The sequence below is a fragment of the Mycobacterium sp. 852014-50255_SCH5639931 genome, assembly GCF_001665605.1.
Classification (GTDB): domain Bacteria; phylum Actinomycetota; class Actinomycetes; order Mycobacteriales; family Mycobacteriaceae; genus Mycobacterium; species Mycobacterium paraffinicum.
Genome location: NZ_LZSV01000010.1, coordinates 127,908 through 148,425 on the forward strand (window position 1 = coordinate 127,908; position 20,518 = coordinate 148,425).

Sequence of the window (20,518 nt, forward strand, 5' to 3'; positions counted from 1 at the left end):
TCAGTCCTTCACCGTGATTGCCTGTGTGGGACAAGACACCTCGGCGCCGATCAACTGCTGGCGCAGCTCCTCCGGCGCCTCCTCCTGCAGCACGTGGAGACCGTCCTCGCGCACGTCGAACACGTCGTGGCAGATGCTCATGCATACGCCGTTGCCATCGCAGGTGTCTAGATCTACCGAAACCTTCATCGCACCTTCGCCTTTCGTGCCCCGTTGCCGGAAGTCTCGATCCCTTGAGATTGATCCGGTGACTTCCCTTTGGATCGCGCCCGCTCCTGGGCGGCCTTCGCCACCGGCGAATACGCCAGGTAGTCGATCGCCATCTGGGTGTCCGCCTCGTCGTTGGGATGATGGCTGGGCCTCATGTACCGGACGGGTGTCGTCACCATCAGCTTCCACGGGCCCGGCAACCGGTACTCGCGGGCGGCCCAGAGCCAGTCCCGCCAGCGCCACTTGCGGTCGATCGTCGGGTCTTGGGCCATCAGGTAACGAGCCCCCGCGACCCACCAACCGATGAACAGCGGCGAGACGAACAACATCGAGAACGCCCTGATCAAGTAATTCCCGGAGACGTGCTGGTAGACGTCGAACACCAGCGAGCGGTGCTCGACCTCCTCGGCACCATGCCAACGCAGTAGGTCAAGCATCATGGGGTCGGCCTTCGCGTAGTCCAGACCTCGGTTCGTCAGCACCCACTGGCCCAACATCGCGGTGTAATGTTCCAGCGCGGCCACATCGGCCAGCCGCCGATACAGCCACCACCGCTTCATGGCCGGCGGAAACCACTTGGGCGGGTCGCCCAGCGTCATCGACAACAGCCTCCCGAGCCGATCGGTGTACGGCTTGGTGTCGATGCCCTGCTCGGCGAGGTGGTCGAGCACCACCTGGTGCGCCCAGGCATGCCAGGACTCCTGCTGGATAAACGGCTTGATCGCCGCCTCCAGCTCCGGATCATCGACCAGCGATGACGCCTCGAGAACGGCCTTGATGAAGTGGCGCTCGCCCTCGGGCAGCAGCAGGTGCAAAACATTGATCATGTGCGTGGAGAACGGGTCGTCTGGCACCCAGTGCAGAGGTGTCTGCGACCAGTCGAACCGGACCATGCGGCGATACATGGGGTGTCCATCGTGATGAAGTTGGACCTCGGGCATCAGAAGCTCCCTCCCGCCGACAGGCCATGCGGGCATCGATTCTCTGCGAACAACCGTTCACTCGGCCGCGTACCCACCCGGGGCGCCGGTTATGCGTACCGGTGGTACGAGGTTCCTGAGAGTTGCTGCCGCTCGTCGCCGGCGCTTCAGCCATGGACTCGACACGATGAACCGCAGAAACCGATTTGATATCGACTTCTACGCGCCACTTATGTTGACAAAAGTCACAAATTTAACATCACGCGATGCAGAAATTGTCGGCGAATGTGCGGCGACCGCGCCCCATTCCCCGGCGCGACTTATTGCGCTACGCCATTGCTATGTCTGCACTGCCGGCGTGGTATGCGGCATCGGCAAGTGTCGCCGTCGCTACGGCGGATGCCGTCCCTACGACGCCTGCCACCACTCCCAAACTGATCGACTTCGCCATGCGCCAAATTCCAGCGGAGCACATCCGAGCGGCCGGCTACGCCGGGGTCATCAACTACGTGTCGCTCTCGCGTCCGGGCTCGTCGATGGGCGCCAAGCCGATCACGCGGCCTTACGCCGAGCAGCTGTCCGCTGCTGGGCTGATAATCGTCAGCAACTACCAATACGGCAAGCCGGGCGGGACGGCACCATCGGACTTCAGGCGCGGGTTCGAGGGCGGCGTCGCCGATGCGCGCACCGCCTGGAAGTTGCATACCGCGGCGGGTGGCGGTCAGAGCGCCCCGATCTTCTTCAGCGTCGACGAAGACATCAACCACGACACCTGGAATAACCTGGCGCTCAAGTGGTTTCGCGGAATCAATTCGGTGCTGGGAGTGCAGCGCACCGGCGTCTACGGCGGTATCGACGTGTGCCAGTGGGCCGCCGCCGACGGCGTCATCGGCAATTCGCGCACCCCCGGCCACCGGTGGGCCTGGCAAACCAAGGCGTGGTCCGGCGGCAAGGTCGACCCTGCCGCCGTTCTCTACCAACGCGTTGTGAGTACCGCGTCGAATCCTGGCCCAGTAGTCGGGGGACTCGAAGTCGACGTCAACGACGTCCTCGCCGGGGATTGCGGCCAGTGGAACCTGCATCGGTGAGCGCGGGTGTCGTGGCACCTCCGAATATCCGGTGGAGCTAAGGGGACTCGAACCCCTGACCCCCACACTGCCAGTGTGGTGCGCTACCAGCTGCGCCATAGCCCCAAGTCGTGCCAGTCGAAGCTACACCACTGGCAACCGTCCTTCAAAGTTGCTGCTCAGGCAGCTTCGACGTCCGCCTCAGTCTCCACCAGGCCGGACGCCCGATCGGGCCCCAACCGAGTCTCCGGCGCCATGACCCAACCGACGGCGGCGACCAGCAAGACAATCCCGCTGATGCCGAAGCCCCAGCCGAAGCTCAGTTTCTCGGCCGCCCAACCGACCGTCACGGAGCCGACGATGGCGCCCAGATCGGACAGCATCTGCACCGCCGCCACCGGCATTCCCGCACGCGCCTCGCTGCCGAGAATGTCCGCCACCGCGGCCTGCATCGGGGACATGAAAATGCCTGTGGTCGCACCCGATACCGCCGCCGCGATCATGAACGCCGGCAACGACGACACGACTCCCAATGCGGCGGTCGCGACGCCCGACGTTGCCAGGCCGATGATCAACAAGGTCCGCCGACCCATCCGGTCGGACAGGTAGCCGCTGGGGATGACGGCCAGGGCGTTGCCGCCTGCGAACGCCGCAAGCGCCACCCCGATGACGCCGACGCTTTCGCCCATGACGTCGGAGAGGAACAGCGGCACCAGCGCGACGCGTAGACCGAACGCCGCCCAGCCGGTCGCGAAATTGGACAGCAGCGCCGACCAATACGCGCGGGAGCGCAGCGCCTGCCGCATCGTCACCGTTGACCGGGTCGGCGGCGGGGGTGCCGCCAGCTCCGAATGCTTCAGCCCGTAGAACAACACCACGGCCACCCCCAGCATCGCGATGCCGTACACGATGAATGGAGCGGTCAGCCCCCAGCCCGCGGTCAGGCCACCGATCGCCGGCCCACCGACCGCACCCACCATGAACGACGTGGTGAACATCCCCGCGATCCGCCCCCGGGCATCGGGCGGGCTGATGTGGATCATCAGCCCCAACGCCGATACGTAGAACATCGTCGAGCCGACACCGCTGATGGCGCGGAACATCAGCAATTGCCAATACGTCTGCGAATACGCACAGGCGATGGTGGACAACGCGACGATCAGCAAACCACCGATGTAAATCCGCCGCTCGCCCAACCGCTGCACCAGCACCCCGCTGACCGGGGCGAAACACAGGCGGCTCAACGAAAAGACGGTGACCAAGAAAGTCACCGCCTTGATGCTGACCCCGAAGGTATGGGCGAATGCGGGCATCGCCGGCGAAATGACCCCGTACCCAAGCGCGACCATGACATTCGCCCAGCTCAGGATCCAGACTTCGCGCGGGAGCCGCGGAGAGCGGGAACCACGTTCTCCCGAACGGGTAAGCCTGAGGGAAAACGTCACCCAATGACTTTATTAACCACCTCGCGCGCGGCTTCCTGCACCTCCGCCAAATGCTCGGGGCCATTGAAGGATTCCGCGTAGATCTTGTACACGTCCTCGGTGCCCGACGGCCGCGCGGCAAACCATGCGTTGGCCGTCGTCACCTTCAATCCGCCCAGCGCCGCGCCGTTGCCGGGCGCGGCGGTGAGTTTCGCGGTGATCGGCTCGCCGGCTACCTCGGTGGCGGTCACCTGTTCGGGCGAGAGCTTGGCCAGCCGGGCTTTCTGGTCGCGATCGGCGGGCGCGTCGACCCGGGCGTAGAACGGCGTGCCGTATTCGGCGGTCAGCTCCTGGTAGCGCTGCGAGGGGGTCAATCCGGTGACGGCCAGGATCTCAGAGGCCAGCAGCGCCAGGATGATGCCGTCCTTGTCGGTGGTCCACACCGAGCCGTCGCGCCGCAGGAACGACGCCCCCGCCGACTCCTCGCCGCCGAAGCCGATGGTGCCGCCGATCAGGCCGTCGACAAACCACTTGAACCCGACCGGTACCTCGACGAGCTTGCGGCCGATGCCGGCGACCACCCGGTCGATGATCGACGAACTGACCGCGGTCTTCCCCACGGCGATGCCCTCGGGCCACGACGGCCGGTGCGTGTAGAGGTAGTCGATGGCCACCGCCAGGTAGTGGTTGGGATTCAGCAACCCTTCGTCGGGCGTGACGATGCCGTGGCGGTCGGAGTCCGCGTCGTTGCCTGTGGCGATCTGGTAGCGGTCGCAGGTGGCGATCAGCGAAATGAGCCCAGCCATCGCATCGGGCGAGCTGCAGTCCATCCGGATCTTGCCGTCGTGATCGAGCGTCATGAACCGCCAGGTCGCGTCGACCAGCGGGTTGACGACGGTCAGGTCCAGACGGTGCCGCTGCGCGATCTCACCCCAGTAGTCGACGCTCGCCCCGCCGAGCGGGTCCGCCCCGATCCGCACGTCGGCCGCGCGGATCGCATCGATGTCGACCACGTTGGGCAGGTCGTCGACATAGTTGCCGAGGTAGTCGTGGCGCTGGACGGCCCGCAGCGCCTGGGCCAGCGCCACCCGCTTCACCCCGGCGCCATCGCGCAGAATTTCGTTGGCGCGCTTGGCGATTGCGTTGGTCGCGTCGGTGTCCGCCGGCCCGCCGTTGGGCGGGTTGTACTTGAATCCGCCGTCCGGCGGCGGGTTGTGCGACGGCGTCACGACGATCCCGTCGGCCAGCGCTCCGGTGCGACCGCGGTTGTAGCTGAGGATGGCGTGGCTCACCGCCGGCGTCGGGGTGTAGCGATCGCGGGAGTCGACGACGGCCTCTACATCATTGGCCGCCAATACTTCCAGCGCCGACACCCACGCCGGCTCGGAAAGACCGTGGGTGTCACGGCCGATGAACAACGGCCCAGTGGCGCCGTGGGCGGCGCGGTATTCGACGATGGCTTGGGTGATGGCCAGGATGTGGGCCTCGTTGAAGGCCCCGTTGAGCGCGGACCCGCGGTGGCCCGACGTGCCGAACACCACCTGCTGGGCGACGTCGTCGACATCGGGCTGGACCGAGTAGTAGGCCGTCACCAGGTGAGGCAAATCGACAAGGTCTTCGGGCTGGGCCGGCTGACCGGCGCGGGGGTGGGCCATGGTTCTCAATTCTGCCCGTGGCGCACCTCCCTGACTTGTCAGGTACTTTTCTGACGTCCCGGATTCACCCACCCGTAAGTCCTGGCAAGGGGAAGGGATCACGCGTGGCACACGACTATCGCGAGTTGGCCGCGGTTTTCGCCGGCGGGGCGCTGGGCTCCCTCGCCCGGGCCGGCCTGGGCACGCTCACCGCCGGTGACCCAGCCAAATGGCCGTGGCCGACGTTCACGGTCAACGTCGTTGGCGCCTTCCTGTTGGGATACTTCACCACCCGACTGCTCGAGCGATTGCCGCTGTCGAGTTACCGGCGCCCCCTGCTCGGCACCGGGTTGTGCGGCGGACTCACCACGTTCTCCACGATGCAGGTCGAGACGCTGAGGATGATCGAGCACGGCCATTGGACCCTGGCCGCGGGCTACACCCTCACCAGCATCGTCTTGGGCTTGCTGGCGGTGCACTTGGCCACCAAATTGGTGCGCCGGGTACGGATCCGCGGATGACGGCGGGCGCGGTCACGACGGCTGCGGTGTGGGCGGGGGTCGCGCTGATCGGCGGCGTCGGGTCGTTGCTGCGCTTCGTGGTCGACCGCGCGGTGGCCCGCCGGGTCGCCCAATCCTTCCCGTTCGGCACGCTGGTCGTGAACATCAGCGGCGCCGCGCTGCTCGGATTTCTCGGCGGCCTGGTGTTGAGCAAGGAGGCGGCCCTGTTGGCCGGCACCGCCTTTGTCGGCGCCTACACCACGTTTTCCACGTGGATGCTGGAGACGCAGCGGCTCGGCGAGGAACGACAGGTGCGCGCTGCGGTCGCCAACATCATCGTCAGCGTCGTGCTGGGTGAGGCGGCGGCGCTCCTCGCGCAGTCGATTGCCGAGCGGCTCTGAGTCACTCCCGGGGAACGTCGTCGGGCGTGCGGGGCAGCACATAGAGCGCCATCCGCCGGTTCGACATGGCGTGCTCGCCGAGGAAGGCGCAGCCGCCCCGTTCGCAGAACGTGCGCGCCACGACGTTGCGGTGGTCGGGATCGAACATGATGCGCCGGCATCGCGGATCAAGGCCCAAGATGCTGCCCACCAAATACGGCAGCAGGTAACTGACGTGCCCCCGCTTGATGTAATCCAGATCGGCCACCGCGACATGCAGACCCAGATCGTGCGCATCGTAGTCGTATCGGGTCGCGATGGAATCCTTTGCCGCTCGGTACAATTCGATGTAAGCGCGGTCTGTTCCATAGAGCGTTGCGATGAATGGGCGGGAGAAGCCACCTCGGAGTTGCGCCCGCAGATAATTACGCCAGCGCGTCACCGGCCACGCGGACTCCCACGCTTCCACCAGGTGCGGCCGGTTCATCCACTCGGCGATCATGTCGGCGTCGGCGTCCGGGTCGGCAAGACGCAAGCCGTACGGCTCGGGCAATGCGGGTATCGGCGGGGGCGGGACGGCGCGCACTTCGTCAGCGATGTCGGTCAACTCCCGCGGCAGTATGGGATCGGCCTCGCTCATGCCGGTGCCGCCATCGTCCACTGCTCAGCCAGCGCCGAGACCCATTCGACAGCCGCATCGGGCCGGTCGGGGGGCGCTGCGACGAGAACCAATTCGTCAACGCCCAACTCGGCGAGGGCGCCGATATCAGCAACGCCCGGATCGCGCAGCGCCACCGACAGCCGCAGCTGCCCACGATCACGCCCCGCCTCGGCACACAGCTGCTCCAGCTTGGCGATGCGTTCTCGGACGGCCCCGACGCCGTCGATGTTGAACCCATACCAGCCGTCTCCCCACGTCGCCACCCGGCGCAGCGGCGAATCGCTATTGCCCCCAACCACGATCGGGATCCGACGATCGCGCACCGGCTTGGGGTTGACCCGAATGGCATCGAAACAGACGAAATCACCGTCGAACGAAGCGACATCGTCACGCCATAACGCGCGCATCGCCGCAACGTATTCGGCGGTCCGCGCGCCGCGACGAGCGAAAGGCACTGAAAGCGCGGCGAATTCCTCCTTCGACCACCCGACACCGACGCCCAATGTCAGCCGTCCACCGCTGAGCCGATCCAGGCTGGCGGCCTGCTTGGCCACCACCACCGGATTATGTTCGGGCAGCAGCAGCACGCCCGTCGCCAGCCCGATCCGAGACGAGGCGGCGGCGGCAAAGCTCAGCGCGATCATCGGATCAAGCCAATCCGCTTGTGCGGGAACAGCGATGACGCCGTCATCCGAATAGGGATAGCGAGAGGCGGGCCGGTCGACCATGACGACGTGTTCGCCGCCCCACAGCGTGGCGAAGCCGCAGTCGTCCGCCGCTGACGCGACGGCATCGATCACCGCGCGATCGGCGCCGGCACCGATTCCCAGGGCGTGCAATCCCAGCCGCATCGCCCGATCGTCTCACGCGTTCAGTGGCTTTTCAGCAGCTCCGCGAGAACGGCCGCCTGGCTGATGTCCGTATCGCGGGTCGCGGTCACCAGGGTGACCGCACCGCGCCTGGTGAGCTTCCGCAACTCCTCCAGCGCCGGGTTACCCCGCAGTTCCGCCTTGTACCGCGAGGCGAATTCGTCGAATCGTTCGGGCCGGTGCTGATACCACTCGCGCAGGTCCTTCGATGGTGCGACCTCCTTGCACCAGGTACCCACCCGCGGGTCCTCCTTGCGCACTCCGCGCGGCCAGACTCGGTCGACCAGCACGCGCTGACCCTCGTCTGGGGTGACGTCTTCGTAGACTCGCGCCACCCGGATCCGACTCTTGGCGCTCATACTCGCCAGCGTAGCGACGAGGGGCTTATCGGTGCCCTCGTTTACTATCGAACTTATGTTCGAATACTTGGCGGAGCTTGACGCCGCGGCCGACGAATCGGCGCTGATAGAGCGCATCGCAGAGCTGGAGACGGTCAAGAGCGCGGCCGCCGCGGGCCAGGCCCGGGCGGCTGCCGCGCTGGACGCGGCTCGTCGCGCCTCCGAGGCGGCCGCCGGAGTGCCGGCCGCGCGGCGCGGACGCGGCGTGGCCGGCGAGGTCGCGTTGGCGCGACGCGACTCCCCCGCGCGGGGCGGCCGGCATCTCGGCTTCGCCACGGCCCTCGTGCACGAGATGCCGCACACGTTGGCGGCGCTGGAACGCGGGGCGCTCTCGGAGTGGCGCGCGACGCTGATCGTGCGAGAGAGCGCCTGCCTGGACATCGAGGACCGCCGCGCGTTGGACGCGGAACTGTGCGCCGACCCGGCGAGCCTGGCCGGCATGGGCGACGCGCGAGTGGCCGCGGCCGCGAAAGCGGTTGCCTACCGGTTGGATCCACACGCCGTTGTCGAGCGGGCGGCCAAGGCCGAGCAGGAACGCACGGTCACCATTCGGCCAGCGCCCGATACCATGACCTATCTCACCGCGTTACTCACTGTGGCTCAAGGTGTTTCGGTGTACGCAGCGCTGCGGCGCGAAGCGGATACGCGCGGCGACGGGCGCTCACGCGGACAGCTGATGGCCGACACCTTGGTCGAGAGGGTCACCGGCCGCAGCGCCACGGTCCCCACTCCGATCGCGGTCAACTTGGTGCTATCGGACGAGACGCTGCTCGGGGGTGACGATGCGCCGGCCGACATCTCCGGCTACGGTCCCATCCCCGCCGCGGTCGCGCGCTCGATGATCAGCAGGGCTGTCACCGACCGACGCTCGAGCGCGACGCTGCGCAGGCTTTATGCGCATCCCCGGGCCGGGGCGCTCGTGGCGATGGAGTCGCGGGCACGCATCTTTCCTCGTGGGCTGGCCGAATTCATCGGGTTACGCGATCAGCGTTGCCGCACTCCGTATTGCGACGCGCCGATCAGGCACCGCGACCACGCACAGCCGTGGGCCGACGGCGGCCCGACCACCGCGGACAACGGTCTGGGTCTGTGCGAAAGCTGCAACTACACCAAGGAAGCCGCGGGTTGGCGGGTCAGCACCGTGATCGACGAAAACCACACCCATAGAGCACTATTCACGACGCCGACCGGCAAGAGCTACCGCTCGATGGCCCCACCGCGCGCCCCCGCGATCACGGTCAGCAAGGTGGAAATCCGCATCGGGGTGTCACTCGCGCGACATGCGGCCTAGGTCCCTTGGTCGGTGAACCGCGAGACGTCGATGACTTCACCGCGATTGATGCTGACCCAATCGCGTCCGTCCAGGTAGGGACGCAGACTTCGACCGATCAGCTCGACATCGGCCGCGGACTTGGGCCGCTGCAGCTCGTACACGTGGGGCAACTCGGCCATGCCGCTGACGACATTCCACAGCGTCAGGGCCTTTGGCCCGGTCGGCGGATCCACCAGCACCGGACCAAACAGGCACTGTCCCAACAGAAACAGCGTCGGCACCCCGTAGCCGCCGGCATCGATCACCCGTTGATGGTCGCGGTGTATCTCGTCGTGAGTTGTCGGATCGCTCAGCGCCGCATCGAAAACCGACGCCTCGACGCCGATGTCGCTCAGCAAGCGTCGGGCAACCGCGGGATCGTGCGGCTTGCCGCCGAGCGTATGCAGTTCATGTCCGATGGCGGCGTACCAGCGATCCAGCAGCGACATATCCGTTCGTCGCAGTAGCGCGCCGATGCGCATCAAAGACCATCCATACGACCACTCCCGCTCCCACGGGTGCTTCTGGCCCTCTGACCGGTTGACCTCCTCGAGGCTGAAGAATCGCCAGTCGACGGTGATGCCCAGTTGCTCGCGAACGTCGCGGATCCACAACGAGGTCTGGTAAGCGAATGGGCACATCGGGTCGAAATGAAAATCCACCACAATGCTCATCTCGGACCCGTTCCGCCGCTCAGTAGTGATAGGTGTCCGACGGCGCGGGGGAATGATCCCGTTCTTCGTCGTCGAAGTCCGACGATTCTATGTCGTAGGCGCGAGCCAGCTCGAGGATCTTGGTGGCCCTGGCAATCCGCGGCAGGTCGGAGCCGTTGCGGATCTCTCCCCCGTCGCGTTCGAATTCGGCGAAAAACTCCTTGGCCCAAGAAATTTCGTCCTGCGACGGCGACAGGCCCTCGTTCACCACGCCGCATTGGTCCGGGGTCAGGCAGATTTTGCCCGTCATCCCGAACTCCACGGAGACGGCGGTGGCTTCGATGAGTTTCAAAGCGTTGGAGCCGATCGTGGGTCCGTCGATCGCGCTGGGCAGGCTGGCCGCCTTGGCGGCGATGGTGAAGCGCGACCGGGCGTACGCCAGCGTGCTTGCGTCTTCCCCGAAGCCGGTATCGCGGCGGAAATCGCCGATGCCGAAGGCGAGCCGGAAGGTGCCCTTCGCCGCGGCTATTTCGGTGATGCGTTCCAGGCCGCGCGCGGTTTCCACCAGCGCCACGATCGGCACGTTCGGCAGCCGTTGCGCGGTCTCGGTGACGTGGTCCACCGATTCGACCATCGCCAGCATCACCCCGCCGACCGGTGTGCCGGCCAGCGCGGCGAGGTCGTCCGCCCACCAAGGGGTGCCGAAGCCATTGATGCGGACCCAGTCGGTGTTGCCGGCGCCCAGCCAACTCACGACGTTGTCGCGGGCGGTGTGCTTGTCTTTCGGCGCGACGGCGTCCTCGATGTCGAGGACGACGATGTCGGCCCGGGAGTGCACCGCGGACTGGAACCGGTCGGCGTGCGCACCGTTCACCAGCAGCCAACTCCGGGCCAGCACGGGATCGATGCGGTAGCCGATGACGTCGTCGGGCTCCGTCGCGCTGCTATTGACCTGGTCGTACATTTTTAGCTGATCAGCCGTCTTTCGTAATCGCCAACATGGGGTTAGTGCCTTAACCGTAGCGATATCCCCAAACGTGCGGTTGGGCATGCCCCGAGAAAGCCAAGACGCTCGGGACGAGCGGCGGGCCGATCGCACCCGGCAGCGCGAGACGCATAACCCTGGCGGGACCAATGGCCAAAGCCGCCCGGGCGGTGAGAATCCCCGCCCGGGCGGCCTTAGCTATGAATTCGCCTGATCGGCTAGTTGATGCCGACGACCTCTTGCGCGATCGCGGCTACACGCGTCTGTGCGGCCGACACCACCCGCTGGCGGTTCTTGTTCGCCTCTTCGTAGGCGATGATCGCGCGCACGTCGCTCGGGTTGGCGAGATCCTTAACCTCGGCGACGGCCTCGCTGACGTTGAGCTCGTCGTAGTTGGCGATGGGCAGCTCGTCGGCGTCGAGCACCCCCACTGCGGCGCGTGCCGCGTGCAGGGCGTCGGCGGTCTGCCGGGCCCCCTCGCTGCGGGTGACCTTCTCGGCCGCCTCGAGAGCGGCGTTCCGCGACGCCGCGAGCGCGCGGGTCGCCACGTCACCGGCGTACGCGCCCCGGCTCACCAGCTCGTTGAAGGTCGGCCGGGCCGAGCGCAGCGCGTCCGCGGCCCTGTCCACACCCCGGACCGACCACTCGACCGGCAGGTTCACCAATTTCACCGCGGTACCGGCCGCCGCCTGCAGCGGTGTCCGGCGCAACGCGGCGGGGCCGCCCAGTGCATCCTCGGCAAGCACGGTCGTCAGCCAATCGACGGTCGCCGAATGCGCCGTGATCAACCGCGTCGCCAGGCTCTCGATTTCGGGAAGCTCGGCCGCGACGGCCAGGGCTTTGAGGTAGCGGGCGCGGTCCAGCAACTGGTCCTCCAGCGCCAGGTCGCCCAGAAGCGCCTCGTCGAACGGCTGGGCCTGTTCGGTCAGGGCCTTGACCGCCGCGGCGGCGCGGCCCAGGAAGGGGCCGAGGATGTCCGGGACACCGCCGAGCTCACGAATCGCCTTCTCTATGGCCTCGGATCGCTCGCGCGCGTTCGACGCGTTCTGCGTCAGCTCGCGCTCGACCGCCTCGGTACGCGCTTGTGCGATGCGGGTTTCGGCGACCTGGATCTCCGTGTTGGTCAGCTGGTGGAGCGCACGCAACTGCGCCAGCACCGTCGTCTTGTCCGATGAAGTCATCGAAAATTCGCCTCCTGCGTTGATTATTTGGATCGGCACGAAAGCGCCTCTGTTGCGGCTACCCATTCGGGCGCCGGCAGATAACATCGCCCTCCGCCATGTGATCCAGATCGCTTTTACGGGGAGGGAATCCCGGCGGAGCAAACAAGTCGATGCCCCTGCGAAAGTTTCACGCCTGCCCCCAGGGGTATCTATGCCTTGCCACGCCGCCGCTTCGGTGGAGCGTCGCTTTCCGCGAGGACTAGAGCACCCTGGTCCTTCAAATGCGTCTCGGCACCCTTGAGGGCTACGACCGAGGCAAACCCGCTAGGAGTACACATGCGTAGGACCATTGCAATCGTTTCGGCCACCGGGGCGCTGTTGTTCGGTGGGGCAGGCGTCGCCAATGCCGCCGGTCCAACCACTGCCGCGCCGACGTCCACCACAACGACGTTGGCGGACAACGACAACAACAACGGCCAACACAACGACAAGACCGGGCTGTGGGGCCTGCTCGGCCTCCTCGGCTTGGGCGGACTCGCCGGACTGAAGCGCCGCAAGGACGCCGTCACCGGCACCGGCGTCGGACCAGCCGCCGCCGGCGACCGTCGCGTCTAGTTCCTTCGCTCGGCTCAGATCCCCGTCAGGCGCCGCGCCTGGCGGGGATCTGGCTCGGCGCCCGAACAGAAAAAAGCTTGCGCTTCAAACGATTCTCTGGGCCACCCGCGCCCGGAGGCCTCGTTTAGGGGCTTGTACAGCGGGTATGCCTCGTCAAGCCGCACACAGCCCATAGTGCGAGTCCCAATTCCCCGACAGAACAGTGAGGTACGGCGATGGCCGACATGATTGTCCAATCGCCCGACGAAGTCGTCGCATTTTTGAAAGCGCAGCACAACCTCATCGAGGACATGTTCGACGAGGTGCTGCACGCGTCAGATCCGCAGGCGCGTGAGAAGCCGTTCTCGACGCTGCGTCAGCTGTTGGCCGTCCACGAGACAGCCGAAGAAATGGTGGTGCACCCGCGCGTGCGCCGCGAGGCTGACGCCGGTGACGCGATCGTCGACGCCCGGCTCAAGGAGGAGCACGACGCCAAGGAGCTGCTGTCGCGCATCGAGAAGCTCGACGTCACCTCGAAGGAATTCATCGACGAGGTCACCAAGCTCCGGGAAGCCGTGCTCGACCACGCCAAGCAGGAGGAGAGCGAAGAGTTCCCCGTGCTGCAACGCGAGGTCGACGACGCCGCCCTCAAGCGGATGGGTGCGGCGGTGCGGGCGGCCGAGGCCATCGCGCCCACCCACCCGCATCCCGGCGTGGAATCGGCCAAGCTGAACTTCGCTCTGGGACCGTTCGCGTCGATGCTCGATCGCGCCCGCGACCTCATCGGGCAGGCCCTGGGCTCGTAGGAGTTCCGTAGGCTCGTCGAGGTGAGTGTCGCCCCGGATATGACCGTTGCCCTACAGGACCGGTTCTTCCGCGAACTGCCGGAGATGGCCGTCCGCTGGAAAGCTGAGGCGCCCGCCGACTTGCGGCTGCTTGCCCTCAACGAGCGGCTTGCCGCCGAACTCGGCCTGGACTCCGGCTGGCTGCGGAGTCCCGATGGGATGCGCTTCCTGGTGGGCGACTTGGTCCCCAGCACCGCCGTCCCTGTAGCCCAGGCCTATTCAGGGCATCAGTTCGGCGGCTTCGTCCCCCGGCTTGGCGACGGACGCGCACTGCTGCTCGGGGAGCTCGTCGGCGACGACGGGCGGCTGCGCGACATTCACCTGAAAGGCTCGGGGCCGACGCCGTTCGCCCGCGGCGGGGACGGCCTGGCGGCCGTCGGGCCCATGCTGCGCGAGTACATCGTCAGCGAGGCGATGCATGCGCTCGGGGTGCCGACGACGCGATCGCTGGCCGTCGTGGGTACCGGCCGCCCGGTGCTGCGTGAGGCGGAGCTGCCCGGGGCCGTGCTGGCCCGCGTGGCCAGCAGCCACCTACGGGTCGGCAGCTTCCAGTTCGCCGCGTCCACCGGCGACGCCGGCCTGCTGCGCCGCCTCGCCGACCATGCGATCGCCCGCCACCACCCCGGCGCCGCCGACGCCGAACGTCCCTACCTCGCGTTGTTCGAAGGGGTGGTCGCCGTGCAGGCGTCGCTCATCGCGCACTGGATGCTGATCGGATTCGTCCACGGGGTGATGAACACCGACAACATGACGATCTCCGGCGAAACGATCGACTACGGACCGTGCGCCTTCATGGAGGCCTACGACCCCGACACCGTCTTCAGCTCGATCGACTTCTGGGGGCGCTACGCGTACGGCAACCAACCCCTCGTCGCCGGCTGGAACCTCGCCCGTTTCGCCGAGACGCTGCTTCCGCTGCTGTCCGACGATCCCGACGAGGGGGTCGCGCTCGCGGAGAATTCGTTCGGGGTCTTCCAGCGCGAGTACGACGCCGTGTGGTCGTCCGGAATGCGCGCCAAATTGGGTTTGCCCGCGGACGTCGACGCCAAAGAGCTGAAGGCACTTTGCGACGAGTTACTCGCCTTGCTCAAGGACAGCCACGTCGACTACACCTCGTTTTTCCGCCACCTCGGCCGCGCGGCGCGAGGCGATGCCGAACCCGCGCGCGGCTTGTTCATCGACCTCGCCGGGTTCGACGCGTGGCTGTCGCGGTGGCAAACCCTGCGGCCCGACGCCGACGCCATGGATCGGGCCAACCCGATCTACATTCCGCGCAACCATCTGGTCGAGGAAGCTCTGGCGGCCGCCACGGCGGGCGATCTCCAACCGCTCGAACAGCTGCTCGCCGCGGTCACCGCGCCCTATGACGAGCGAGCGGGCCTGGAACGTTACGCCAATCCGGCCCCCGAGGACTTCGGTAAGTACCAAACGTTCTGCGGTACTTAGCTTTACGTGAGCTTCGCGAATTCAGCCTGCAGCTCATCGAGACGGCGAAGGGTTTCGCCGCGAGGCTCGGTGGGCAGTTCCACCAGCAGGTGCTGCAACCCGAGAGCGCGGTAGCCCTCAAGCTCTTCTGCCGTCGGCGCGCCACCGTGAAAGCTGATCACCGGCACGTCCTGACCGGCCATGTCGCGCAGTTGCTCCAATTGCGGCGCCAAGGCCTGCGCCGACGGTGTCATCGACAGCCAGCCGGCACGCAGCCTGGCGATGCGTTTGAAGCCGGCCGGTCCGCCGCCGAAGTACAGCGGCGGATAGGGCTTCTGCACCGGCTTGGGCCAACTGTAGATGGGGCCGAAGTTTACGAATTCGCCGTGAAATTCGGCTGTTTCGTGCGTCCAGATCTCGACCATCGCGTCCAGTCGTTCGTCAACCACTCGTCCTCGGACCCCGGGATCGACGCCGTGGTTGGCGATCTCTTCGCGCAGCCAGCCCACACCGACACCGAACCTGAATCGTCCTCGCGACACCAGATCCAGCGACGCCACTTCTTTGGCCGTGTGAATCGGATCGCGCTGGGGCACCAGCGCGATACCGGTGCCCAGGACCAGCCGGTCGGTGACGGCGGCCGCGGCGGTCAACGCCACAAACGGATCCAGGGTGCGGTAGTACTTCGGCGGGATGGGACCGCCGGCCGGGTAGGGGGTTACGTCGCCCGCCGGGATGTGCGTGTGCTCGGCGAGGAACAGCGACTCGAATCCACGCTGCTCGAGCGCCTGCCCCAGCTCCATCGGGCCAATGCCCTCATCGGTTACGAATGTCAGTACGCCTACGCCCATGGTCTCAGTCAACCGCATCGGGCTCGTTCCGGCGACCGCCTGACTGCGATCGGGCCGCGCCCCAGAGCCCCACACCGATGCCGATGACGGCGCCGCCCAAGCCGATGATCCGTTGCGAGGGCTTCAACTCATCATGGACGCTGATGCCGCCGAGCAGGTCGGCTGCGTCGGCACCGCCGGATGCCAGGAACCAGCCGCGGGTGTTCTTGCCGCGCAACGCCGCCGTCGCGAGCATGCCACCGATCAACGCGTCGCGATATCCCATGGACCGCAACAACAGTCGGGCCGTCGGCGCCGGCTCGCCGGGATCTCCCCAGAACCGGTTCGCGGTCAAGGGGTCGACGAGGAACCAGACGCCGGAGGTGAGTCGGATGCTGCCCGCGAGAAGTGCCGCTCGGTCGATTGACATGCTCGGCAGCCTAGGAGCAAACCGCGCTCCCGCGCACGGCTTCGCCCCAAGAGCCCGTCACGGCGCGGGGCACGCGTGGGCGATTGGTATGGAGGCCGGCCACAATGCCGTGGTCAGGCCGAAGGCCACGGCGTCGGCTCCGGTCGGGAACACGGCCTCCACCCGAGTCTGGATCAGTCGAGCCTCTTCGGCGTGAAAAAGGGTCCACACGAACCCCATACACAAGTACGGGATCGCCAGCCACAACGCCAGTTCGATCAGCGCGCCGACCCTGACTTGATAGCGCATCGTGCGCCGAACTACCTCCATCACCGCACGCTCCTAGGTTCCGACCGGGTCAGTCCAGCGCGGGGTCGGTCAGCCCGCACAGCTTGCACAGGGTGGCGAGGCCGTCGGGCGTGCCGGGCCAGTGCTTGGCAAGCGCGCCGGGCCCCGCTGTGCGGCTGATCCAGCGCAGCACCAGACCAACGATGATCACGTCGTCGGCGAATCCGATGACCGGGATGGCGTCGGGGATCAGGTCGATGGGCGACACGACAAAAGCGATCAGTGCCACCAATGCAATCCGGATCCGCCGCGGCAGTTCGGTATCGGCGGCGAGGCGTTTCAGCAGCCGGAGCACGTCGGGCAGGAGGCGCACCAGGTCCTGCATTTTGGCCTCGGGTCGCATCAGCCAGAAGGTGACAGCCAGGATCAGCCAGATCACCGCGAGCGCAACCAGGATGCCGACCGCGATCACCCACCAGTCAGGCCACATCACGTACATCTTGGTCGGTCCGGCTCAGTCATGCCAGCGCCGGCGGGTTTTCTACGCGGCCCCCGGCGGCGGGAACGGAATCCAGGGAATGGTCCAGATACCGGGCGGAGGCTGCGGTGGCTCCGTGGTCGGTTCTCCGATGTGTTGGGGGCAGTAGGCATTCACCGCGCTTGTGGTGAAGTGGGTCGCGTCCGCCACCGTGAAGCCGGCATTCTCCGACGTCACGCTCTGGATGACCGCGGCTTTGGAGTGACCCTGGTCCATCAGCTCGCAGGCCTTCTTGCCGACCTGAATGGCGACGGCGCCGTTCTTGTAGGGAACGCCGGCCTGATCGAGCGCCGTCAAGAAGTTCGCATCGGGGTTGCTGGCCGGGTCAGCCTGCGCGGGCGTGGCCGCGCCGATGGCGGCGGCGAAGCTCGCAAGCACGAGAAGCATCCGCACCGCTTCATCCTTGTAGAGATGGTGCGAATTGTCCTGTCGGCCCGCGCGAACTCCGCTTAGTGTGGTTGGCGGGATGAAGGACGAGTGCCTATGAACATCGACGACGAATCCGTCACGACGCTGGAAGACCTCAGGGGCGATCTGGCGCAGCGGTACAAGCGGACGGCGAGCGGTGGAAGCTCTGTCGACAACGCGATCGTCGACGCCGACATGGCGGCCCTCGACCGCGACGGCTACGTCATTTGGAAGGAGCTGCTCACACCGGAGCAGTGCCAGCAGATCCGCGAGGTCGTGCGGCCATGGCTGGGGCACACCGGGCGCAACTCGTTCGAGGGGCGGCACACCCAGCGCATCTACAGCCTGCTGAGCCGGACGCGGGTATGCGACGGGATCGTCGCCGATCCCCGGGTATTGGCGGTGCTTGATCGGCTGCTGATGCCCAACTACCTGCTTTCGGCGTTGCAGGCCATCAACATTCAGCCCGGGGAGGCCGCCCAGCTGGCTCACCACGACGACGGGTTCTACCCGGTCCCGCGTCCGCGAGAACCCTTGGCGGCGGCGACGATCTGGGCCATCGACGACTTCACCGCGGACAACGGGGCCACGGTCCTCTACCCCGGCAGCCACCGTTGGGGGAAGCGCCGGCCGGGTCCCGACGATCAGGCCATGCCGGTCGTCATGCCCGCCGGCTCGTGCGTCTTCTTCGTGGGCACCCTGTGGCACGGCGGGGGCGCCAACAACACCGGCCACGACCGCCTTGCCGTCACCGCCCAGTACTGCCAACCGTGGCTGCGACCGATGGAAGCCTTCACACTGTCGATATCGCGCGACATCGCCCGCTCGGTCTCCGACGACCTTCGCCGAATGCTCGGCTACAGCATCCACCCGCCGTTCGTCGGCGCGGTCGACGGTCTGCACCCGCTCCGGCTGTTGGAAGCCGCGCGGGATTCGTAGGTCTTAGTTTCGTCTTCCGCTGACACCCGCCAACCGCGCGGCGTCGACGGGCGTGGACTGTTGCGGGCTGCCCACCTCGATCGCCTGGCTGCGGCTCAGCGCGATGGCGGCGGCCACCATGCCCCAGACGGCGACTGCCAGCGCCAGCGCCGTCGAGCGGCCCACCGTCAGGTGTTCACCTAGCACCCCAACGCCGAGCACGACCGCGACAACCGGCTCGCCGACCAACATGATCGGGACCGACGCCTGCAACGCGCCGGCATGAAAGGCCGAGTTCTGCACCACCGTTACCGCGACCGCCAAGGCGACCAAAACGTAGGGAGCGGGGACGGTGAGGAGTGCGTGCCAGCCGCCGACGGCGTAGCGGTGCGTGCAGATCTTCGTCAGGACGGCGATCATGCCGAGCAGGACCGCCACGGCCACGCCCAGCAGCATGGCGCGCACGCGACCCGCGGCGCGGCCGGCTGCCGTCAGGCACACCACCAGCAACGGCACCGTCACCAACAACGCCAGTGTCCACGCCGGGACCGCAGGGCGGACATGGCCTTCGCGCGGCTGGCCGACGAGCACGAAAACCGTCAGCGCGCCCGTCAACAGCGTCGCCCAGCCCCACTGGACCGCACTGATGCGCTGGTGGCAGAGCCGCGCGCTCAAGGGCAACGCGAACAACAGCGACGAGACCAGCAGCGGCTGGATGAGCAGCAGCGATCCGTGCGCCAGCGCCACGGCCTGAAACACGTAGCCGGCGACGGCGGCGACGGTGCCCGCCCACCACAGCGGTCGCGTCGCCAGGGTCGTCACCATCGTTCCCGACATGCCCTCATCGGCCGGAACGTCCTGGGCGGCTCGCTGCCGAACAACAATGCCCACCGCGGCCCAGAACGCCGAAAGCAATGCCGAAAAGATCGCGACCGCGTGCGATTCCCCCCACCCCATGCCCGTGCGGATACCCCGGACGTCCGCGCGGCTAACTGGGCTCGGCGCGAACGCGCGCAGCGGCGCAGCGCGCTAGTTTGTTTGTGACTCACCGCACATTTATGCTGACGGTGTATTCCAGGTCACAACTTGGTAGGAGCTTTAATGGCCGCAGCCCATGGCCCGAGCAAGCACGTTGTCGCCGCTCCGCGTCCCAGCGGAGCGATCCATTCGCACCGGATACTGCTGGCCGTGTTCGTGGTCATGGCCCTCATCGCTGCGATCACAGGCATCGTCGTCGCCGCGTCGACGGGCCACACCACCGCCGCGCTCGTCATCGCCCTGGTTGCCGGCGGGTGGTTTTCCGCCGCCCTCTGCTAGGGGTCCGACATGGAGGCCGCGTTCGACCGCTGGACCAATACCTAGGGGTCAGCTGGCGACTGCGCCGGGGCAGTACTTGATTCGACCCAGGTCCACCCACATGTTGGCCCGCCTGGCGGCTTGATCCGGGTTCAGCCCGGTCATCGCCTGGTTGTTCGCCTGTTGCATCGCGCCAACGATCTGCGCGCGCGACCAGCCCTGCGCCATGGCGTTGCACATGGTCTGTTCGGTCTGCATCTCGTAGTTGGGCCAGTCCGGCATGAAGCCGATCGGGTCAGCGTGGGCCGTGGCAAACGTGCCCGGCATCGAAGCTGGAGCGATCAGCGCGATGACGAATGTCAGGGCGAGAAGCAGCTTTCTCGTGACCGATAGTGAGAGCGACTGTTGCACGGGAACTTCTCCTCGACTCGGCGCCTCGATGATCTGGAGGTCGACAAGCTATGACCCCGGCTACCAATGGTAGGGCCTCGACATCGTCCACCGTTCGAGATGTCAGGTTCTCGCCCTACGGTCACCGCCAATCCAACCCGGCGTTCTATCAGGTACCCGTTCGTGTCCTGACGCCGTCGTCAGCGAGAGCAGGGAACTGTGCGACTCCGGCAAGAAAGCCGATAATCGCCAGTGCGGGTCGGAGCTCTTTCAAGCAGCCGTCTCGCGACGTGTCAAGTCGGTCATGCGATCCGTCGTCTTCGATGTCCGAAACATCTATGATCCAAAGCGCCTTCTGGCGAGGACTCGACTACGACGGTACGGGCCGACATTGAGGAGAA

26 protein-coding genes and 1 tRNA gene are annotated in these 20,518 nt (G+C 66.7%); 9 read left to right on the top strand and 18 right to left on the bottom strand.

Features of this window, described 5'->3' with window-relative positions:
• Entirely contained in the window at positions 1-189 is a 189-nt protein-coding gene (locus A5758_RS05135) for a ferredoxin (protein ID WP_067204616.1), read from the bottom strand.
• On the bottom strand, positions 186-1,151 hold the full coding sequence (locus A5758_RS05140) for a metal-dependent hydrolase (protein ID WP_067737353.1): 966 nt from the start codon (positions 1,149-1,151) through the stop codon (positions 186-188). Before A5758_RS05140 ends, A5758_RS05135 begins: the two co-directional genes overlap by 4 nt.
• A 245-nt stretch (positions 1,152-1,396) precedes the next feature.
• On the opposite strand from A5758_RS05140, the gene A5758_RS05145 reads away from it, so the two are divergent.
• Complete coding sequence (locus A5758_RS05145) at positions 1,397-2,218, top strand: DUF1906 domain-containing protein (RefSeq protein ID WP_067199147.1); 822 nt, start codon at positions 1,397-1,399, stop codon at positions 2,216-2,218.
• A gap of 32 nt (positions 2,219-2,250) precedes the next feature.
• Here A5758_RS05145 and A5758_RS05150 read toward each other — a convergent pair.
• The 3 genes from A5758_RS05150 to pgm all read right to left on the bottom strand — a co-directional run bounded on the left by A5758_RS05150 (position 2,251) and on the right by pgm (position 5,276).
• Positions 2,251-2,323, bottom strand: a tRNA-Ala gene (locus tag A5758_RS05150).
• 53 nt (positions 2,324-2,376) lie between these two features.
• Positions 2,377-3,546: an MFS transporter gene (locus tag A5758_RS05155; protein ID WP_067737356.1), complete on the bottom strand. Its 1,170-nt coding sequence runs from the start codon at positions 3,544-3,546 to the stop codon at positions 2,377-2,379.
• A 92-nt stretch (positions 3,547-3,638) separates the two neighbouring features.
• Positions 3,639-5,276: a phosphoglucomutase (alpha-D-glucose-1,6-bisphosphate-dependent) gene (pgm, locus tag A5758_RS05160; protein WP_067737359.1), complete on the bottom strand. Its 1,638-nt coding sequence runs from the start codon at positions 5,274-5,276 to the stop codon at positions 3,639-3,641.
• Between the two features lie 104 nt (positions 5,277-5,380).
• On the opposite strand from pgm, the gene crcB (A5758_RS05165) reads away from it, so the two are divergent.
• A complete protein-coding gene (crcB, locus tag A5758_RS05165) occupies positions 5,381-5,776 on the top strand; it encodes a fluoride efflux transporter CrcB (protein ID WP_067737362.1) in 396 nt (131 codons plus the stop codon).
• Complete coding sequence (gene crcB / locus A5758_RS05170) at positions 5,773-6,156, top strand: fluoride efflux transporter CrcB (protein ID WP_067737365.1); 384 nt, start codon at positions 5,773-5,775, stop codon at positions 6,154-6,156. The genes crcB (A5758_RS05165) and crcB (A5758_RS05170) overlap by 4 nt, the downstream gene beginning before the upstream one ends.
• 1 nt (position 6,157) lies before the next feature.
• Here the strand turns inward: crcB (A5758_RS05170) and A5758_RS05175 are convergent, their stop codons facing one another.
• The 3 genes from A5758_RS05175 to A5758_RS05185 are packed head-to-tail and all read right to left on the bottom strand — an operon-like array spanning position 6,158 to position 8,024.
• Positions 6,158-6,775 carry a GNAT family N-acetyltransferase gene (locus A5758_RS05175; RefSeq protein WP_067737538.1) on the bottom strand — a complete coding sequence of 206 codons (618 nt, stop codon included), beginning with the start codon at positions 6,773-6,775 and terminating at the stop codon, positions 6,158-6,160.
• The gene (locus tag A5758_RS05180; protein WP_067737377.1) at positions 6,772-7,647 is read right to left on the bottom strand and encodes an LLM class F420-dependent oxidoreductase; all 876 of its coding nucleotides are present in this window, start codon (positions 7,645-7,647) and stop codon (positions 6,772-6,774) included. Before A5758_RS05180 ends, A5758_RS05175 begins: the two co-directional genes overlap by 4 nt.
• A 20-nt stretch (positions 7,648-7,667) precedes the next feature.
• Positions 7,668-8,024, bottom strand: coding sequence for a DUF488 domain-containing protein (locus A5758_RS05185; RefSeq protein ID WP_067737380.1), 357 nt, complete (start codon positions 8,022-8,024; stop codon positions 7,668-7,670).
• Positions 8,025-8,079: 55 nt separating this feature from the next.
• On the opposite strand from A5758_RS05185, the gene A5758_RS05190 reads away from it, so the two are divergent.
• Positions 8,080-9,354: an HNH endonuclease signature motif containing protein gene (locus A5758_RS05190; protein ID WP_067737383.1), complete on the top strand. Its 1,275-nt coding sequence runs from the start codon at positions 8,080-8,082 to the stop codon at positions 9,352-9,354.
• Here the strand turns inward: A5758_RS05190 and A5758_RS05195 are convergent.
• The 3 genes from A5758_RS05195 to A5758_RS05205 all read right to left on the bottom strand — a co-directional run bounded on the left by A5758_RS05195 (position 9,351) and on the right by A5758_RS05205 (position 12,194).
• Complete coding sequence (locus A5758_RS05195) at positions 9,351-10,049, bottom strand: DsbA family protein (RefSeq protein WP_067737386.1); 699 nt, start codon at positions 10,047-10,049, stop codon at positions 9,351-9,353. The two genes, A5758_RS05190 and A5758_RS05195, sit on opposite strands and share 4 nt — an antisense overlap.
• A 19-nt stretch (positions 10,050-10,068) precedes the next feature.
• Positions 10,069-10,992 carry a CoA ester lyase gene (locus tag A5758_RS05200; protein ID WP_067737388.1) on the bottom strand — a complete coding sequence of 308 codons (924 nt, stop codon included), beginning with the start codon at positions 10,990-10,992 and terminating at the stop codon, positions 10,069-10,071.
• A 239-nt stretch (positions 10,993-11,231) separates the two neighbouring features.
• Positions 11,232-12,194, bottom strand: coding sequence for a hypothetical protein (locus tag A5758_RS05205; RefSeq protein ID WP_067208074.1), 963 nt, complete (start codon positions 12,192-12,194; stop codon positions 11,232-11,234).
• A 318-nt stretch (positions 12,195-12,512) separates the two neighbouring features.
• Here A5758_RS05205 and A5758_RS05210 point away from each other — a divergent pair, with 318 nt between their 5' ends.
• The 3 genes from A5758_RS05210 to A5758_RS05220 all read left to right on the top strand — a co-directional run bounded on the left by A5758_RS05210 (position 12,513) and on the right by A5758_RS05220 (position 15,061).
• On the top strand, positions 12,513-12,791 hold the full coding sequence (locus A5758_RS05210) for a WGxxGxxG family protein (protein ID WP_067737390.1): 279 nt from the start codon (positions 12,513-12,515) through the stop codon (positions 12,789-12,791).
• Positions 12,792-13,006: 215 nt separating this feature from the next.
• On the top strand, positions 13,007-13,576 hold the full coding sequence (locus A5758_RS05215) for a hemerythrin domain-containing protein (protein ID WP_067737392.1): 570 nt from the start codon (positions 13,007-13,009) through the stop codon (positions 13,574-13,576).
• A gap of 39 nt (positions 13,577-13,615) precedes the next feature.
• Positions 13,616-15,061: a YdiU family protein gene (locus A5758_RS05220; protein WP_197503775.1), complete on the top strand. Its 1,446-nt coding sequence runs from the start codon at positions 13,616-13,618 to the stop codon at positions 15,059-15,061.
• A 2-nt stretch (positions 15,062-15,063) separates the two neighbouring features.
• On the opposite strand, the gene A5758_RS05225 is transcribed toward A5758_RS05220, so the two are convergent.
• The 5 genes from A5758_RS05225 to A5758_RS05245 are packed head-to-tail and all read right to left on the bottom strand — an operon-like array spanning position 15,064 to position 17,492.
• Complete coding sequence (locus A5758_RS05225) at positions 15,064-15,891, bottom strand: LLM class F420-dependent oxidoreductase (RefSeq protein WP_067737396.1); 828 nt, start codon at positions 15,889-15,891, stop codon at positions 15,064-15,066.
• Positions 15,892-15,895: 4 nt separating this feature from the next.
• A complete protein-coding gene (locus A5758_RS05230) occupies positions 15,896-16,300 on the bottom strand; it encodes a DUF4267 domain-containing protein (protein ID WP_067208091.1) in 405 nt (134 codons plus the stop codon).
• Positions 16,301-16,357: 57 nt separating this feature from the next.
• A complete protein-coding gene (locus A5758_RS05235; protein ID WP_067737541.1) occupies positions 16,358-16,609 on the bottom strand; it encodes a hypothetical protein in 252 nt (83 codons plus the stop codon).
• Between the two features lie 28 nt (positions 16,610-16,637).
• Complete coding sequence (locus A5758_RS05240; RefSeq protein ID WP_067737545.1) at positions 16,638-17,057, bottom strand: YkvA family protein; 420 nt, start codon at positions 17,055-17,057, stop codon at positions 16,638-16,640.
• 51 nt (positions 17,058-17,108) lie between these two features.
• Positions 17,109-17,492, bottom strand: coding sequence for a DUF732 domain-containing protein (locus A5758_RS05245; protein WP_082939588.1), 384 nt, complete (start codon positions 17,490-17,492; stop codon positions 17,109-17,111).
• Between the two features lie 96 nt (positions 17,493-17,588).
• On the opposite strand from A5758_RS05245, the gene A5758_RS05250 reads away from it, so the two are divergent.
• Positions 17,589-18,452, top strand: coding sequence for a phytanoyl-CoA dioxygenase family protein (locus tag A5758_RS05250; protein ID WP_067737401.1), 864 nt, complete (start codon positions 17,589-17,591; stop codon positions 18,450-18,452).
• 3 nt (positions 18,453-18,455) lie between these two features.
• Here the strand turns inward: A5758_RS05250 and A5758_RS05255 are convergent, their stop codons facing one another.
• On the bottom strand, positions 18,456-19,388 hold the full coding sequence (locus tag A5758_RS05255; protein ID WP_067737404.1) for a DMT family transporter: 933 nt from the start codon (positions 19,386-19,388) through the stop codon (positions 18,456-18,458).
• Positions 19,389-19,532: 144 nt separating this feature from the next.
• Here A5758_RS05255 and A5758_RS05260 point away from each other — a divergent pair, with 144 nt between their 5' ends.
• On the top strand, positions 19,533-19,748 hold the full coding sequence (locus A5758_RS05260; protein ID WP_067737407.1) for a hypothetical protein: 216 nt from the start codon (positions 19,533-19,535) through the stop codon (positions 19,746-19,748).
• A 48-nt stretch (positions 19,749-19,796) separates the two neighbouring features.
• On the opposite strand, the gene A5758_RS05265 is transcribed toward A5758_RS05260, so the two are convergent.
• Positions 19,797-20,138 carry a hypothetical protein gene (locus A5758_RS05265; protein ID WP_231987229.1) on the bottom strand — a complete coding sequence of 114 codons (342 nt, stop codon included), beginning with the start codon at positions 20,136-20,138 and terminating at the stop codon, positions 19,797-19,799.
• Between the last annotated feature and the right edge of the window lie 380 nt (positions 20,139-20,518).